A 14,638-nucleotide genomic window follows, 5' to 3' on the forward strand; every position below is an offset into this window, starting at 1 on the left:
GGCACGGTGGGCACTCAGTGCCCCGTTCGGTCTAGCGGCGCGAGGAATCCGAGGAGTTCTCGTCCTCGTCGTAGTCGTCTTCGTCAACGAGGTCTTCGTCCATCATCTCGTTGTCCTCGAGCAAGTCCTCGTCGTAATCATCGTCATCATCATCATCATCGTTGTCGTCCGAATCGCTCTCGTCCTCGGCGAACACGGTGAGGGGGGTCACCTCGTCATAGGCCTCGTACAGGGCCTCTTCATACGCGTCGAAGGCGTCAGCGATCGAGAGGTAGGCCCCGTCCACGGCGGGGTCGTTGTCCGAACGTCGATTTGCGGCGGCGGCCAAGTGTTCTTCGAACGCGTTGACCAAAGTTTGCAGGGCGGCGCGAGGATCATTGCTCATGGGGTAGACGTTAGTCGTTATCGAGGCAGAATGGGAGCAATGAAAGAACAACGTTTGTCCAAGATCGGCTCCGCTCCCACTCACCCGGTGGCCAGCAGGGATGACAGGTACGAGTACCTCAGGCTCACCGTGGCCCCCCGCGAACACGTCGCGGATGCGCGCGCCAGGGTGCGGGAGCACGCAGAGTACGGCAAGTGGGAGCTCATGCGTTCCGTGGTGCTGTACGGCGGTGCCCGCCGCTACGTGATGCGGCGTCGGATCACTCGGGTGACGCGCACGCTCTAACCGATCCGGGGCCTCGCCCACGACGACGCCGCCCGGCCCGCTGCGGTGCCGCCACCGCGCGGTCACCCGCGGTCGTCACGGCCGCCGGTAGCCGCCGCGGATCAGTCCGTGGGGATCGGACCGAGCAGGGACGTGGCCGTGGCGGCGTGCACCGATTCGTTGTCCGAGGGGTGGTACATCCCGGCCAGCACATCACGGTAGAGCCGTTCCAGCTCACTCCCCCGGCGGAACTGCGAACCGCCCGTGGAGCGCAGGGCCAGATCCACGACCTGCCGCGCGGTTTCCGTGGCACGGTGCTTGAGCCCGGAGAACAAGATGAACCAGCGCCCCCCGTGCTGGACCTCCCGGTCGGTGCCCACCGCATCCATGTCGGAGCTCACCTGACGCAATTGAAGTTCCACGCCGTCGCGCAGGATCCCGGCCTCCGCGATGTGCCAACGGATATCGGGGTCGGAGGCGTAACTGGCCCCGCGCGCATGTGACATCCGTGTGCGGCTGATCTCCACGGCCACCTGGATCGCCCGGTCCGCGATCCCCGTGTACACGGACGCGAGCAGCAACTCGAAGCAACCAAAGATGCCCCAGACCACGGGGTCCGGCGATGGCCCCACGGGAATTTCGGTGAGGACGCGCTCGGGTGCCAGCACTGCGCCGTCGAGCACCGTGGTGCACGACTGGGAAGCACGCATGCCCAGCGCGTCCCAATCCTGTTTGATCTCGACCCCCCGCGCACCGCGTTCGAGCACGCCGAAGACCAACGCGTCCGGGGCGTCGGATGCGCGATCGGTGCGCCGGGCGTGCACGAGCAACCTGGTCCACGCGGGTGAAAGCGACGTGAAGATCTTGGTGCCCTGCAAACTCAGCCCGGCCTCGACGGGTTCGGCCACCGAGGTGGCGTCGAAGAGCACCAAGTCGTTGCCGGCCTCGGAAATACCGAAGGCGAACACCTCACCGGCCACGACTTCTTCGAAGATCCCGCGAGCGCGCGCGTCCCCGCGTTGCCACAGCGTGCGCGCAACACCCACGATCACGTGGTGCATGTTGATCCCCAGGGCGGTCGACGGCGCCGCGGCGGCCAGGCGGCGCTGGGCCATGGCGGCGTCCTGCAGGGAAAACCCCAGGCCCCCGAACTCCTCGGGCACCAGCAACCTGAGATAGCCCGCATCACGCAGGTCCGCGAAGTCCTCGGCGAAGAACTCGTTGCGTTCGTCGTACCCGGCCGCGCGGTCACGGAACGTCTCGAGCATGTGGTCGGGAAGTACGTCGTGCATTGTGCTCACGTGTGTCTCCTTGACGTTGTTCTCAGCGCAGCGGGTCAGCGGCGTCAAAGGTGCGGGCGATCCGATGGGTTGCGAAGAAGGCCTCGTAGCTCTTGTTCCCGTACGCCCCGATGCGCGAGAAGGATGCGGGCACGCTGGGATCCTTGTACCAACCGTCCGTGACATTGGGCCTCATGATGTCCAGGTTGGGCCGGGTTTCGCCGTTGATCCGGAGCTGTTCCCAGGCACCGCCCGTGTTGAGCCACATTTCCACCCAGCCACCGTTACTGGCGTACGCGTACTTGTAGGACTGGATCACGCCCACCCACTGTCCGGTGGGTATCCGCGCCTCGGTGCCCAGCAGCTGAGGCTCATCCCCCATGCGGAACATCAGCCCGCCGTCGGGGTGTTTGACCAGCATGATCCCCAGCAGTGACGGGCCGTTGGACGGAGGCCCGTAGCCACCCGTGTACAACGTGATCCACGTTTGATCGGTGAAGTCGTCATCCAGCACGTAGAACGAGAATCCGTTGAAGTACACGTCATTGTCGTTACCGTGCGCCGCGGCCTTGATAATGGGCTCGGTCTCCACCATGGAACGGGGGAACTCGTTGCCCAGCGTCAGTTCCGGCAGCGAGGTGAATCGTGCCACCTGGCGTCCACCACCCACGGGGTCCGGGACCAAGTGATAACCCAGCCCCTCCCGGTTGTCCTCCGGGATCAGTTTGGCGTAGCCGCTCAGTCCACGCTCATCGATGTTCGCGTCGAACAGCCGGTCCGCCGACAGGTCCTGTTCGGGGGGTTCGTCCTCGACCCACCGGGGGATCTGTGTGGCGACGCCCGCCGCCGTGGCCGCTGCCACCACCCCCGCGGCCGCGATAATCGCCTTTCGGCGCGTGAGACCACCACGCTGGTCGTGGCCCGGCACGGCCTCGGTCTTTTCTTGACGCTCCCCCACGAATAACTCCTAATAGTTGGTCAACAAACGATGCAGAACGCGAGAACCGAATTCCAGCGATGCCACCGGAACTCGTTCGTCCACACCGTGGAACATGCCCGTGAAATCCAATTCTTCCGGCAACCGCAGCGGTACGAAACCGTAGCCGGTGATCCCCAGACGTGACAGGGACTTGTTGTCCGTCCCGCCGCCCAACATGTAGGGCAGCACCACGGCTTCCGGGTCCTCGGCCTTGAGTGAGTCCACCATGGCATCCACCACGTCTCCGGAGAAAGGCACTTCCAGTCCGATGTCCTCGAACTCGGCCTCGAAGGTGATGCCTTCCCCGGCGAGTTCCCGCAATTTTTCCATGACGATCTCGCGCTGCTCCGGAAGGTAGCGCACGTCAAGGGTGCCCTGGGCCGACCCGGGAATCACATTGGTCTTGTACCCGGCGTCCAACATGGTGGGGTTGGCGGTGGTTTGCAGGGTCGAACCCACAAAGCGCGCCACGTGCCCGAGTTCGTCGAGCAGCCGCTTGGGATTGTCCGGGTCGAACTCCACCCCGGTCAGCTCGGTCACCTCGTCCAGGAAGGCCCGGGTGGTCTTGGTCAGCTCAATGGGCCACGTGTACTCACCGATGTTGGCCATGGCCCGGGACAACCGGGTCACGGCGTTGTTCTCGTGCAGCCCGGAACCGTGACCCGCCTCGCCCTTGGCCATCATGTTGAGCCACATCAGACCCTTTTCCGCGGTCTGCAGCAGATAAGCACGTTGACCCCCGATAGTGGCCGAGTAGCCACCCACTTCGCTGAGGGCGTCCGTGACACCGTCGAAAAGTTCGGGATGGTTCTGGGTGACCCACTTGGAGCCGTAGCTCATGCCGGCCTCTTCATCCGCGAAGAAACCGAACACGATGTCGCGCTTGGGCCGTTCCCCGGTGCGGGCCATGTAGCGCATGACCGAGAGCATCATGGCATCCATGTCCTTCATGTCCACGGCGCCGCGGCCCCAGATCATGCCATCCTTGACCTCACCCGCGAACGGATCAACGGACCACTCATCGGCCAGCGCCGGAACCACGTCCAGGTGCCCGTGCACCAGGAGCGCGTCCGCGGAAGGATCGGTTCCCTCGATGCGGGTGAACACATTGGCTCGCTCCGGAGCCGATTCGAAATACTGCGGTTCCAGCCCGACCTCGCTGATCAGGCCCGCAACGTACTCACCGGCCGCTCGCTCGCCCTTGGCATTGCCCCTGGAGTAATTGGTGGTGTCGAAACGAATCAGTTCTTGACAGATCTCGGCGGTTTCGAGTTCCGGGGCTGACTGCCCGGACGCCGTGGAATCCGGTGTCGACATCGTGTCTCCTTCTCCTGGGATCGCTCGGGTGAGACCACCCGACTCGTCGTACATGTGCCTTCAACGGTAGTCCCCGCGACCCCCGGAGGCATTAAAGTCGGCGGCGACCAATCGCAGTCCTTCATATTCCGGACCTTGACGTGCCGGCCACTCATTTCAAATTGCCTCTACTTCGCAGTAGTATCAGCATCGATTGCTTTGAGATTCCCCCCGAATCCCCCCCCCCAAAGGTCTCATGCTGCACGATTCAATGCCACCGCATTCCCCCCGCAATTTTCCGCCCGACGAGCTGCCCCAGGTCGATATTCGCGCGGTCGCCTTTCATCGCTGGCGCACCCTCAAATGGCTGGTGTCCTTTGTCGAACCCCATTCCGGTTGCCCCAGGGAAGGCCGCGCCCGCACCTTCGATGCCGCAGTGCAACTGGCCAGGACGTGGTCCCTGGCCTACCGAGCCGAGCAGTACGGCGGCAGTGTGCTCGCGGCGGACGTACCCTCGATCGACCTCAGTCCCTGGGACGTCCATAAAGATTCGCCAACAATTCAGTGATGATATTGCAGGAGTGATCGCCGCCTCCGTGTTCTCCGTTACTCTGGTGGAACGAACGCCAGGCCGCACCGGCCCTTGACCCATATGGAGGCCAAGATGAGTGGAACCATCACCCTGATCGCCCAAACGTTGGAGACAAACAGCACTAACCCGGTGCCCAGTCGACAGGTGACTGCCGAGGACATTCCGGCGCTGTCGGAACTTTATTTTCAGGCCTACGCGTCATCGCCCGCCGCCATGTCCGAAGAGGACGCCGGGAAGATCATCCAGGGCGTTTTCGACGGCGAGTACGGCCCGTTCTTGCCGGATGCCTCGCCAGTGGTCGAGGACGACGACGGCCAGGTCATTGCCGCCGCGATCGTGCTGGAACAACGCAAAGGCGACGACCTGCCCACGGTGCCCTACTTGTTCGAACTGTTCACGGCGTCGTCCCACCGCCGCCGCGGGCTCGCGGAACAATTGGTCCGCGAAGCCATGACCAAGCTGTACGGCCAGGGCTACGAAGAGGTCTGCCTACGGATCGCGGAGGACAACTCCGCGGCCCTGGCCCTGTATTTGACGCTGGACTTCAACCGTTGGATTCCGGACAACGACGATCTCTGAGCTAGGGGTCAGAACTCCAGTTCACGCTGCGCGGGCGGAACTTCTCGCGTGTCCGTGTGGCTGGCCCAGCGGACGGTGACCTCGAGCAGACGCAGGTTCTCGGGGTCATTCGTCTCTGTGGCACCAGGATGCTGGGTGGAGAGAACCTCTGCCGCCGCGGCCACCTGGGTGTCGTCCAACACGGCCGCCTCACCCTCGAGCTGGACCTCTTGGGCGCCGTCATTGACGATCACCATGGAAACCCGGGGGTCGGAGGTGATGTTGGTGAACTTGCGGGACAGGGCGTTGGTTCCCAGAATGATGCGTCCGGTGTCGTTGACGGCCACGTGCACGTAGGCGGATTCGGGATAGCCGGTTCCACTGTTGCTCGCGATCACGCCGGCTCCCGCGCGGCGCACGAAATCAATCAGCCACCGGCTGTCTTCCGAAATGTTCTTGCCCAGTTCCACCATGACGTCTCCTACCGGATTGTGCCTGTATCTGACACTGTCCACTGTAGGTTGCGGCCGCTCCGGTTCCCGGGGCGGCACCCCAGCACGCGGTATTAGAGCAAAGTGTTAAGCGGCTCCACCAGATGGGGTCCCTGCACGGCCACGGACCCCACGTCGGTGGTGACCGGGTGCATGCGCCACTGCGCGGCGACATCGTAGGCCTCCGAAATGGCCCGAGCCACCACATCGTGCGTGCGCTCCGTATCCGGGGTAATCCATTCCGGGACCATGTCGCTGCTCATGCCCAGGGGCAACCGGTTGTGCAAGTGACCCAGGGCCGCGAGATGCTCATTCTCGTCGTCGGAATCGGGTGCCTCGCAGGTCAGGATGGAACACGACAGCAACCACTGGCTTTCGCCCTCTTTGCCCGAGCGGGTCTGGCCCTCGCGGGCACCCGCCAATTGTTCCTCCGGGACCTTCCACCATTCGTAGATGCCGGCGAACCAGATCATGTGCTCCTCCGGCGGGTGCACGAAGTACGGCTGCTTCTTACCCTTGCCCTTGGCGCCACCCGTCGAAGCCGCCGGGGCCAGCCACTCGTAGTATCCGTCCGCGGGGATGGCGCAGCGGCGGGACTTGATGGCAGCGCGGAACGAGGGCTTTTCCTGGACCGTCTCCGAGCGGGCATTGAACATTTTGGAGCCCACAGCGATGTCCTTGGCCCATGACGGAACCAGCCCCCAGCGTGCCGCGTGAAGTTCACGGTGCAGGGTGCCCTGGTCGTCCAGGCGTTCCAGCAGGATGGGCACGGTCTGGGTGGGCGCCGTGTTCCAGTTGGCGCGCACGTGGTCCCCGGCGAGGGTTTCATCGACCTCGGCGTCGAATTCCAAGGCGAGCTGACCCGGGGTCCTGGCAATGACGTAACGGCCGCACATGGGGTGCCCCTAACTGTTCTGGATGGATCCGTAGCCCATGTACCGGGAGTACATGGTGTACACCTGCAACAATGCGTCTTCGACCTGGGAGACCGTGGTTCCGGGGCGGACATCATCCACGGCGCCGGCGGTTGCCGGGTCCCATTCCACGCCCAAGGCCGAATAGACGTCGGTGAGGACCGAGCGGATCGGGTCGGAATGTTCCACCACGATCACACTGGAGAAGTACCAGGCACCGGCCACGACCCGTTGGGCGGTGCCCGCAAGTTTCACCGGCCGGTCCGGGTCCTGGGCGGTGCGCGGCGCGTGCACGCTGTACTCCCCCGCGCAGTATTCGCCGGGGATCTCGCCCACATCGGCGGGGATGTCCAGGTGTTCGAGGGCGGCCACGATCATGTCGCCGAACAGTCGGTAGCGGTCCTGGATGCCGGTCTTGGGGTCCGGATCGGGTTCAATGTGGTCCACAATCAGGCACCCGCCGTGATAAGCGGCCGCGCGCCCGCCGACCCGGCGCACCAAGGGAGCGAACCCGGCGTCGAGCGCGGACCTTCGTGCCCGGGTGAAGCCCGGGTTGAGTTCGTCGCGGCGCCCGAACGCGACAGTGGGGCGGGGTTGGTAGATCCGCAGGATGGGCCCGGTGTTCGACGACCGAGCGGCGTCGAGAATCGACAGGGAACGGCGGTAGTCCTGCTCGGCACCTAGGGACTCGCGCTGGCGTATAAGTTTCATGCTGCGCCCCACTTTAGTTGCTCCGCCGGGAGCTCACGGTCGACGACGCCGCTTAGTCACCTTACGCGGCCCAGGCCACCGTGGATCCGCTACGCCACTGCGGCGGTACGCGATGCGCGCCGGGCCTGATGTCATGGCGCATCGGGTGAATGGCAACGCCCGATTTCAATGGACCGTACGCCTGCGCGGCGGCCGTGGCGGCTGCCAGCAACGCGTAGTCGTCCAGTAGTTCGCGTGAGTCGTTCATGGCCAGGATCTTCTCGCCGGGGTCGGCGGTCTGTGTCACGGGCACGAACCGACGGACGCGATGCTGCCCGCGGGCCAGCCGGTTCTTCTCCTGACGAGACAGGAGGGAGGTGTCAGGGTGGGTGAGGTACCACGCTTGGGCGCCGCGCAGCACACGGGTCAGCAGTGATACGTGAAATTCCGCCACGGTGCCACCACCGTGCATGACGGAACCCAGTGCGGACAGTTCATGGGACGTGAGGGCGGACGGTGTCCGCGGGGAAGTGAACGTCAACATGTCATCCTCTCGACGATCGATAGATCGAGGCTCGCGATGTGCGTGCCGGTGTGCATCGATCATGCATCGCGTTCACTGATGGCGGGTTGAGAGGAGCTGGTCGTTAACTGACAAACCCCGCACCCCGACCTGGGAGCCCAGGTGGGTGCGGGGTTCGTCAATGGCTGTGGACTTAGAAGTCCCAGTCCTCGTCCTCCGTGTTCACGGCCTTGCCGATCACGTAGGAGGAACCGGAGCCGGAGAAGAAGTCGTGGTTCTCGTCCGCGTTCGGGGACAGCGAGGAGAGAATGGCCGGGGACACGTCGGTCATTTCCCGCGGGAACAGCGCTTCGTAGCCCAGGTTGTTGAGGGCCTTGTTGGCGTTGTAGTGCAGGAACTTCTTGACGTCCTCGCTCCAGCCCACCGTGTCGTAAAGGGATTCGGTGTAGGCGATCTCGTTCTCGTAGAGCTCGTCGAGCAGGTCGTAGGTGTACGCCTTGAGCTCTTCCTGACGTTCCGGGGTCTCCTCGACCAGACCGCGCTGGTACTTGTAGCCGATGTAGTAACCGTGCACGGCCTCGTCGCGGATGATCAGACGAATCAGGTCCGCCGTATTCGTCAGCTTGGCGTGCGAGGAAAAGTACATGGGCAGGTAGAAGCCCGAGTAGAAGAGGAAGGACTCCAGCAGCGTGGAGGCCACCTTCTTTTTCAGCGGGTCATCACCCTTGTAGTACTTGATGATGATCTCTGCCTTGCGCTGCAGGTACGGGTTCTCGCGGGACCAACGGAAGGCCTCGTCGATCTGCTTCATGGACGACAGTGTCGAGAAGATCGAGGAGTAGGACTTGGCGTGCACCGACTCCATGAACGCGATGTTGGTGTACACCGCTTCCTCGTGGGGGGTCTTGGCGTCCGGGATCAACGAGACGGCACCCACGGTGCCCTGAATGGTGTCCAGGAGGGTCAGACCGGTGAAGACCTTCATGGTGAGGTCCTGCTCCTCCTCGGTCAGGGTCTTCCAGGACTGGACGTCGTTGGACAGCGGCACCTTCTCGGGGAGCCAGAAGTTGGAGGTCAGACGATCCCAGACTTCGAGGTCCTTGTCGTCCTGAATGCGGTTCCAGTTAATGGCCTCCGCCGTGTGGCGGAGCAGTTCAACCTTTTCAGCTGTCATGGCGCGCTGGCTCCTTCGCTTGTCAAAAAGTGTGTCGACTGGGGTCCTCGGGGGCTTCATCGCGAACTCGCGCAATGGATGGAGTCGAGCTACCAGAATAGCTCACCGGCCTTGAATTTCGTCGAAAGCGCAGGTCATGATGGTCACATCAGCGCCTCGTACGAGGCGGCTCGAGCGACCGTAAGGAGAACGTCATGGTGGACATCGGAGGACTTGGAGACAAGGCGAAGCAGTTCGCCGAGGACAACCCGGACAAGGTTGACCAGGGCATTGACAAGGCCGGAGACGCCGTGGATGATCGCACCGGCGGCAAGCACGCGGAGCAGGTCGACAAGGGCCAGGACGCCGCGCGCAACAAGTTCGGCGGCAATGGCGAGCAGTAACGGCTGATGAAACGGCGCCCCTCGGAAGAGATTTCCGCGGGGCGCCGTGTGCTCTGCGGAGAACCTCACTGAGAGTCCCCGCGGGATCTAGGCCGCCTCGCCGCCCTCACGAGCGAGTGCGGTCAGCCGGGACACGGCGCGGTAGTACTTCTTCTGGTAGCCGCCGGCCATCATTTCTTCGGTGAAGACCTGGTCGAAGGGCACACCGGTCGACAGAATCGGCAGATCCTTGTCGTACAGTCGGTCTGCCAACACCACGAATCGCAGTGCCACGGCCTGCTGGTCGATGGTGCGCACCCCGCGCCACACGATCCCGTCCAGGCCGTCGATCAGCGCGCGGTAGCGGGATGGGTGGACACGGGACAGGTGCTCGACCAGTGCGTCGAAATCGTCGATCCCCACGGTCCTGCCCGAGAAGGTCTGCTGGGCGGCGGCGTCCAGAGCGGCGTCGTCGGCGAGCGGCTGAGGTGCCTCGGGAAGGCCGCGGTGGCGGTAGTCCTCACCGTCGATCCGTACGACGTCGAATTGTGAGGACAGCACCTGGATCTCGCGCTGGAAATCCTGGGCCGCGAACCGGCCCTCACCCAATGAGCCGGGAAGCGTGTTGGAGGTCGCGGCGAGTTTGACGCCGGCGTCCGCGAGTTCACGCATGAGCCGGGACATCAGCACGGTGTCCCCAGGATCGTCGAGCTCGAACTCGTCGATGCACACGAGTTGGTAGTCCTTGAGCGCTTCCACGGTGTGGCGGAAGGTCAGCGCGCCCACCAGGTTCGTGTACTCCACGAACGTACCGAACGCCTTGGGTCCCGGAACCGCGTGCCACAGGGAGGCCAAGAGGTGGGTCTTGCCCACACCGAAGCCACCATCCAGGTAAATGCCCTGGGCGGGCGAGCCCTTCTGAGCTCCTCCCCCGCCGAAGAGCTTGGAGAAGAACCCGTTGCCCGAGGACTGGCCACCGCCCACACCCGCCGCGAACGCCTTCAATTTCTCGACCGCCTCCGACTGCGACGGCTGGGAGGGATCGGGCCGGTACGTGTCGAAGGAGACCTCTCCGAAGCGCTCGGACGGGCGGAAACCGGCCAGCAAATCCTGGCCGGAAACGCGCGGGTTACGCTCCACGAGGTGTTCAATGTGCATGCTCACGTAAGGGGCCTCCCTGCCCGTGGCGCCTCAGCCCCGCGATTTCACGGGACGGGACGTCGGGCGGCATTGATCAGGACGAATTCCGAGTAGGCGAACTGCTCCTGCCACGATGCTACCGGTCAGCCCATCGTGAACACGCCCGCTGCAGCCCCCGGTTGCGGCTTTCGCGCATGCATTCCCCACCGCCAGCGCACTACCCTGGACATCAAGTCCCGCGCGCCGTGACGCGCACGTCTACACACGAGGAGTACCGCACATGCCCGTGGAAGCAGAGAACAACCAGGATTTCTCCCAGTACGCCCATCCCGAGCGGCTGGTCTCCACCCAGTGGGTGGCCGACAACGCAGGCAAGCCCGGTGTGGTGGTTGTCGAATCCGACGAGGACGTCTTGCTGTACGAAACCGGTCACATCCCCGGTTCGGTGAAGGTCGACTGGCACACGGACCTCAACGAGCCGGACACCCGTGATTACGTGGACGGCACGCAGTTCGCCGAGCTGATGTCCCGCAAGGGTATTTCTCGCGATGACACGATTGTGGTCTACGGCGACAAGTCCAACTGGTGGGCCGCGTACGCCCTGTGGGTCTTCACCCTGTTCGGCCATCAGGATGTCCGGCTCATGAACGGTGGCCGTGACAAGTGGGTGGCGGAGGGTCGCGAGCTGACCACCGACACCACGGAGGTCACCCCCACCGACTATCCCGTGGTCGAACGCGACGACTCCGTGATCCGCGCCTACCGCGAGGACGTTCTGGACAACCTGGGCAAGACCCCGCTCATTGACGTGCGCTCCCCGCAGGAGTACACCGGCGAGCGCACCCACATGCCGGACTACCCCCAGGAGGGCACGTTGCGCGGCGGGCACATCCCCACCGCGGCGTCCGTCCCGTGGGCTCGCGCCGCCGCGGAGGACGCCACATTCAAGTCCCGTGACGAGTTGGACGCGATTTACCGCGAAGAAGTGGGTCTGTCCCCCGACGACGCCGTGATTGCCTACTGCCGCATCGGCGAGCGTTCCTCCCACACGTGGTTCGTGCTCACCCACCTGCTGGGCTTCGACAACGTGCGCAATTACGACGGTTCCTGGACCGAATGGGGCAACGCGGTGCGCGTGCCCGTGGCCCAGGGTGCGGCCCGCGGTGAGGCTCCGGAGGGTGCCCGGTGACCACCGAAGCATTGCCCGACCAGGTCCAGGGATTGATCGAGGATTTCGACGCCGTTCCGGAACCCGACAAGCTCCAGCTCCTTCTCGAGTTCTCCCGTTCGCTCCCCGAGCTTCCCGCCCGGTACGGCGAACACCCGGAAGACCTCGAACAAGTGGTCGAGTGTCAGTCGCCGCTGTTCTTGGCCGTGGAGCTCGAAGAGGGCGGCGGGGACCCGGGGGTGAACATTTACTTCTCCGCACCGCCCGAGGCACCCACCACGCGCGGGTTCGCGTCCATCCTGTACGAGGGTCTGGACGGTCTGCCCGCCTCTACCGTGCTGGACATCCCCGATGACCTGCCGGAGCGTTTCGGCCTGACCAAGTTGGTGTCCCCGCTGCGCATGCGCGGGATGTCCGCGATGCTGGGCAGGATCAAACGGCAGGTCCGGGAGCTGCAAGCGGCTCGCGCTGCCGGCTGAGGATGGCCCGCAACCGCCCCGGGGCTCGGGCATCGCACGCCGCTACGGCGGCCCTTGCGGTGCTCGACGCCGCCGGGGTTGCCTACACGGCGCTGCCCTACCGGCATGACCCGCGTGCGGAATCGTTCGGTATGGAGGCCGCGCGTGAGCTGGGCAAGGACCCGGCGTGCGTGTTCAAGACCCTCATGGTCGTCCATGACAAGGACTGGGCCACGGTCATGGTTCCCGTGAGTTCCACCGTGGATCTCAAGGCGACCGCCCGGGAACTGGGGTGGAAGAAGGCGCGTCTGGCGGCGCCGTCGGCGGCCGAAACCCGAACCGGTTACGTGGTGGGCGGCATTTCACCGTTGGGTCAGAAAGTTCCGTCTCCCGCGTTGCTGGATCACTCCGCGCGCGAGCTGGTGACCGTGCTGGTATCCGGTGGGCAGCGCGGGCTGGATGTCGAGCTGTCTCCCGCCGATCTGCTCAGGCTGACGGACGGGCGTTACGCACCGCTGGCCGCTTGAGCTTGGTGGGCAGCCACTCCCGCACGGCTCGTTCCCAGCGCTTGCGGTCAATGTTCCACTCCTTGGTGTGGCGCGCACCCGCGAAGCCCACGAAGTCCACGAACGGGCTGAGCTCGGCCAGGTGCACCGAGCCCTGCACCGGAACCACCTCGTCATCGGTGGAGTGCAGAATGAGCGTGGGTGTGGTGATGTCCTCCCACCGCGATATCCAGTCCAGTGCATGCAGGTCCAGGGGCGCGGCCAGGCCCGTGATTTTGGGCCCCAGCCGATGAGAAATCAAGTCCGTGGCCATTCGGCCGATGCGCCGTGGAATGCGGTGAATCTTGGCCTGGTGGGCGACCAACTCGAACCAGTCGACCACCGGCCCGTCCAGAACGACCGCGCGGACCGTGTGGCGGTACTTGGTGAGCTCCAGGGTGCGGAGCACAATGGCACCGCCCATGGACCATCCGAAGAGCACGATGTCCGTGGCACCCCGGGACAGGGCGTACGCGATACCCGCCTCCACGTCTTCCCATTCGGTGAAACCCAGTCCGTAGCGGTTGTCCTGGGTGGCCGGTGCTTCTCGGTCGTTGCGGTAGGAGACGATCAGACTGTGCAGACCGAGTTCTTGCGCAACACGGGCTCCCCTGATGCATTCCATGCGCTGCGCACCGCGCCCGTGCACCATGACCGCCCACACGCCTTCGTGCCGTGGCCGGTCGGTGACACCGTCCGCGGGAATGACCCAGGCCGGGGCGGGACCGAGCTCCGTCTCCACGTCCACTTTTTCGAACGCGAATCCGGCATCTCCCGGACGTGCGTAGACCGTGCCGGTCCACCAGCCTTTGGTGCCCTCCGCGAGTTCGCCGCGGTAGACCCGTTCCACCAACCGGGTGACCGTGTTGTTGTTCTGCCGGACCACGAATCCAATGCGCGCCATGCTCTGGCCCTCGTCGAAGCGCAGGGCGTAGGTGCCGGCGGCTCGGGTGTCCGTGTTGGCGGGCAACGTGATCAGCTGTTGACCCGAATTCGGGTCCGTGTCGAGCTTCAACACCGTGAGCTTCCCCGCGACTTTGGCCGGCACCACAACCTGCCGGGCGATGAACGCTGCCAGACCGCTGGACAGGGCGAACGTGACGGACGCCGCCCCAATGCTGAGCGTGGCACCGACAATGGCACCGTGGCGCCACGACCGGGAGGGAGCGTCTGCGGGGGGAGTCGGAAGGGATGCCATGTCGTCATTCTGACATGTTCGCCCTGGGCGCTTCCGGCGGGCATATTGGAGCCCGGTCAACTGTTGTACACAGTGGTCCGATCCATCATGCCAACCAGGAAACGGAGAAAATATGTCCGAGAACTCCACCCACGAGCCGGTCTCCGCGCAGTCCGCCGCCCGAACCGATGCCCAATGGCGCGAGGTACTGACCCCCGCCGAGTACCAGGTATTGCGCCAGGGCGGTACGGAGCGCCCGTACACCGGCGAATACGTGGACACGGAAACAACCGGCGTCTACGAATGTCGAGCGTGCGGAGCCGAGTTGTTCCGATCCGCCACCAAGTTCCACTCCAACTGCGGGTGGCCTTCGTTCTTCGAGCCCCTGGCCGAGGATCGGGTGCGTTACATCGAGGACACGACCATGGGCATGAAACGCGTGGAGGTCCGGTGCGCGGCCTGCGATTCCCACATGGGGCATGTTTTCGAAGGGGAGGGTTTCAACACGCCCACCGACCTGCGCTACTGCATCAACTCCGTGTCCATGCGATTGGTGCCGGCCACCCGGGGCGAGTGACACCGGATTCAGTTACCGGCCGGTTGGCACAACGGCCAGTCACCGCCCGCGGAAGTCGTGGCTGA

General features: G+C 64.5%; 19 protein-coding genes. 8 read left to right on the forward strand and 11 right to left on the reverse strand.

Going from position 1 to position 14,638, the window contains the following annotated elements; translation table 11 throughout:
* Nucleotides 1–31: 31 nt before the first annotated feature.
* Nucleotides 32–385, reverse strand: coding sequence for a primosomal protein (locus tag ABEA06_RS10950; RefSeq protein WP_312397692.1), 354 nt, complete (start codon nt 383–385; stop codon nt 32–34).
* Nucleotides 386–424: 39 nt separating this feature from the next.
* Here ABEA06_RS10950 and ABEA06_RS10955 point away from each other — a divergent pair, with 39 nt between their 5' ends.
* The gene (locus ABEA06_RS10955; RefSeq protein ID WP_303381957.1) at nt 425–670 is read left to right on the forward strand and encodes a DUF5703 family protein; all 246 of its coding nucleotides are present in this window, start codon (nt 425–427) and stop codon (nt 668–670) included.
* A 101-nt stretch (nt 671–771) separates the two neighbouring features.
* On the opposite strand, the gene ABEA06_RS10960 is transcribed toward ABEA06_RS10955, so the two are convergent.
* Genes ABEA06_RS10960 through ABEA06_RS10970 form a run of 3 tightly spaced genes read right to left on the reverse strand, consistent with a single transcriptional unit; the run spans nt 772 to nt 4,225 of the window.
* The gene (locus ABEA06_RS10960) at nt 772–1,941 is read right to left on the reverse strand and encodes an acyl-CoA dehydrogenase family protein (RefSeq protein ID WP_312397143.1); all 1,170 of its coding nucleotides are present in this window, start codon (nt 1,939–1,941) and stop codon (nt 772–774) included.
* A 31-nt stretch (nt 1,942–1,972) separates the two neighbouring features.
* Nucleotides 1,973–2,887 carry a hypothetical protein gene (locus ABEA06_RS10965; RefSeq protein ID WP_303381956.1) on the reverse strand — a complete coding sequence of 305 codons (915 nt, stop codon included), beginning with the start codon at nt 2,885–2,887 and terminating at the stop codon, nt 1,973–1,975.
* 9 nt (nt 2,888–2,896) lie between these two features.
* Nucleotides 2,897–4,225: a M20/M25/M40 family metallo-hydrolase gene (locus ABEA06_RS10970; protein ID WP_345311512.1), complete on the reverse strand. Its 1,329-nt coding sequence runs from the start codon at nt 4,223–4,225 to the stop codon at nt 2,897–2,899.
* A gap of 235 nt (nt 4,226–4,460) precedes the next feature.
* On the opposite strand from ABEA06_RS10970, the gene ABEA06_RS10975 reads away from it, so the two are divergent.
* A complete protein-coding gene (locus ABEA06_RS10975) occupies nt 4,461–4,772 on the forward strand; it encodes a hypothetical protein (protein ID WP_303381954.1) in 312 nt (103 codons plus the stop codon).
* Between the two features lie 96 nt (nt 4,773–4,868).
* A complete protein-coding gene (locus ABEA06_RS10980) occupies nt 4,869–5,375 on the forward strand; it encodes a GNAT family N-acetyltransferase (protein ID WP_312397136.1) in 507 nt (168 codons plus the stop codon).
* A gap of 8 nt (nt 5,376–5,383) precedes the next feature.
* Here ABEA06_RS10980 and ABEA06_RS10985 read toward each other — a convergent pair whose 3' ends face one another.
* The 5 genes from ABEA06_RS10985 to nrdF all read right to left on the reverse strand — a co-directional run bounded on the left by ABEA06_RS10985 (nt 5,384) and on the right by nrdF (nt 9,146).
* Entirely contained in the window at nt 5,384–5,827 is a 444-nt protein-coding gene (locus ABEA06_RS10985) for a pyridoxamine 5'-phosphate oxidase family protein (protein WP_303381952.1), read from the reverse strand.
* Nucleotides 5,828–5,919: 92 nt separating this feature from the next.
* The gene (locus ABEA06_RS10990) at nt 5,920–6,741 is read right to left on the reverse strand and encodes an SOS response-associated peptidase (RefSeq protein ID WP_345311513.1); all 822 of its coding nucleotides are present in this window, start codon (nt 6,739–6,741) and stop codon (nt 5,920–5,922) included.
* Between the two features lie 9 nt (nt 6,742–6,750).
* Complete coding sequence (locus ABEA06_RS10995; RefSeq protein ID WP_345311514.1) at nt 6,751–7,470, reverse strand: lipoate--protein ligase family protein; 720 nt, start codon at nt 7,468–7,470, stop codon at nt 6,751–6,753.
* A 61-nt stretch (nt 7,471–7,531) separates the two neighbouring features.
* Nucleotides 7,532–7,993: a hypothetical protein gene (locus tag ABEA06_RS11000; protein ID WP_312397140.1), complete on the reverse strand. Its 462-nt coding sequence runs from the start codon at nt 7,991–7,993 to the stop codon at nt 7,532–7,534.
* Between the two features lie 172 nt (nt 7,994–8,165).
* Nucleotides 8,166–9,146 (reverse strand): class 1b ribonucleoside-diphosphate reductase subunit beta, encoded by a 981-nt coding sequence (nrdF, locus tag ABEA06_RS11005; RefSeq protein WP_345311515.1) that lies wholly within the window; start codon nt 9,144–9,146, stop codon nt 8,166–8,168.
* 194 nt (nt 9,147–9,340) lie between these two features.
* On the opposite strand from nrdF, the gene ABEA06_RS11010 reads away from it, so the two are divergent.
* Nucleotides 9,341–9,529: an antitoxin gene (locus ABEA06_RS11010; RefSeq protein ID WP_303382682.1), complete on the forward strand. Its 189-nt coding sequence runs from the start codon at nt 9,341–9,343 to the stop codon at nt 9,527–9,529.
* Between the two features lie 87 nt (nt 9,530–9,616).
* Here ABEA06_RS11010 and zapE read toward each other — a convergent pair whose 3' ends face one another.
* Entirely contained in the window at nt 9,617–10,666 is a 1,050-nt protein-coding gene (zapE, locus tag ABEA06_RS11015; protein ID WP_312396766.1) for a cell division protein ZapE, read from the reverse strand.
* A gap of 262 nt (nt 10,667–10,928) precedes the next feature.
* Here zapE and ABEA06_RS11020 point away from each other — a divergent pair, with 262 nt between their 5' ends.
* From ABEA06_RS11020 to ybaK, 3 genes are read left to right on the forward strand one after another with little or no spacing between them, the layout of a single operon-like run.
* Nucleotides 10,929–11,837 carry a sulfurtransferase gene (locus tag ABEA06_RS11020; protein WP_303382681.1) on the forward strand — a complete coding sequence of 303 codons (909 nt, stop codon included), beginning with the start codon at nt 10,929–10,931 and terminating at the stop codon, nt 11,835–11,837.
* The gene (locus tag ABEA06_RS11025; RefSeq protein ID WP_345311516.1) at nt 11,834–12,295 is read left to right on the forward strand and encodes a SufE family protein; all 462 of its coding nucleotides are present in this window, start codon (nt 11,834–11,836) and stop codon (nt 12,293–12,295) included. The genes ABEA06_RS11020 and ABEA06_RS11025 overlap by 4 nt, the downstream gene beginning before the upstream one ends.
* 2 nt (nt 12,296–12,297) lie before the next feature.
* Nucleotides 12,298–12,801 (forward strand): Cys-tRNA(Pro) deacylase, encoded by a 504-nt coding sequence (gene ybaK, locus ABEA06_RS11030; RefSeq protein WP_345311517.1) that lies wholly within the window; start codon nt 12,298–12,300, stop codon nt 12,799–12,801.
* Here the strand turns inward: ybaK and ABEA06_RS11035 are convergent.
* Nucleotides 12,761–14,017, reverse strand: coding sequence for an alpha/beta hydrolase family protein (locus ABEA06_RS11035; protein ID WP_312396762.1), 1,257 nt, complete (start codon nt 14,015–14,017; stop codon nt 12,761–12,763). The two genes, ybaK and ABEA06_RS11035, sit on opposite strands and share 41 nt — an antisense overlap.
* 112 nt (nt 14,018–14,129) lie before the next feature.
* Here ABEA06_RS11035 and msrB point away from each other — a divergent pair, with 112 nt between their 5' ends.
* Nucleotides 14,130–14,573: a peptide-methionine (R)-S-oxide reductase MsrB gene (gene msrB, locus ABEA06_RS11040; RefSeq protein ID WP_303382677.1), complete on the forward strand. Its 444-nt coding sequence runs from the start codon at nt 14,130–14,132 to the stop codon at nt 14,571–14,573.
* Nucleotides 14,574–14,638: the final 65 nt, after the last annotated feature.

Origin of the sequence: Kocuria gwangalliensis, from assembly GCF_039544365.1 — a bacterium.
GTDB lineage: Bacteria > Actinomycetota > Actinomycetes > Actinomycetales > Micrococcaceae > Kocuria > Kocuria gwangalliensis.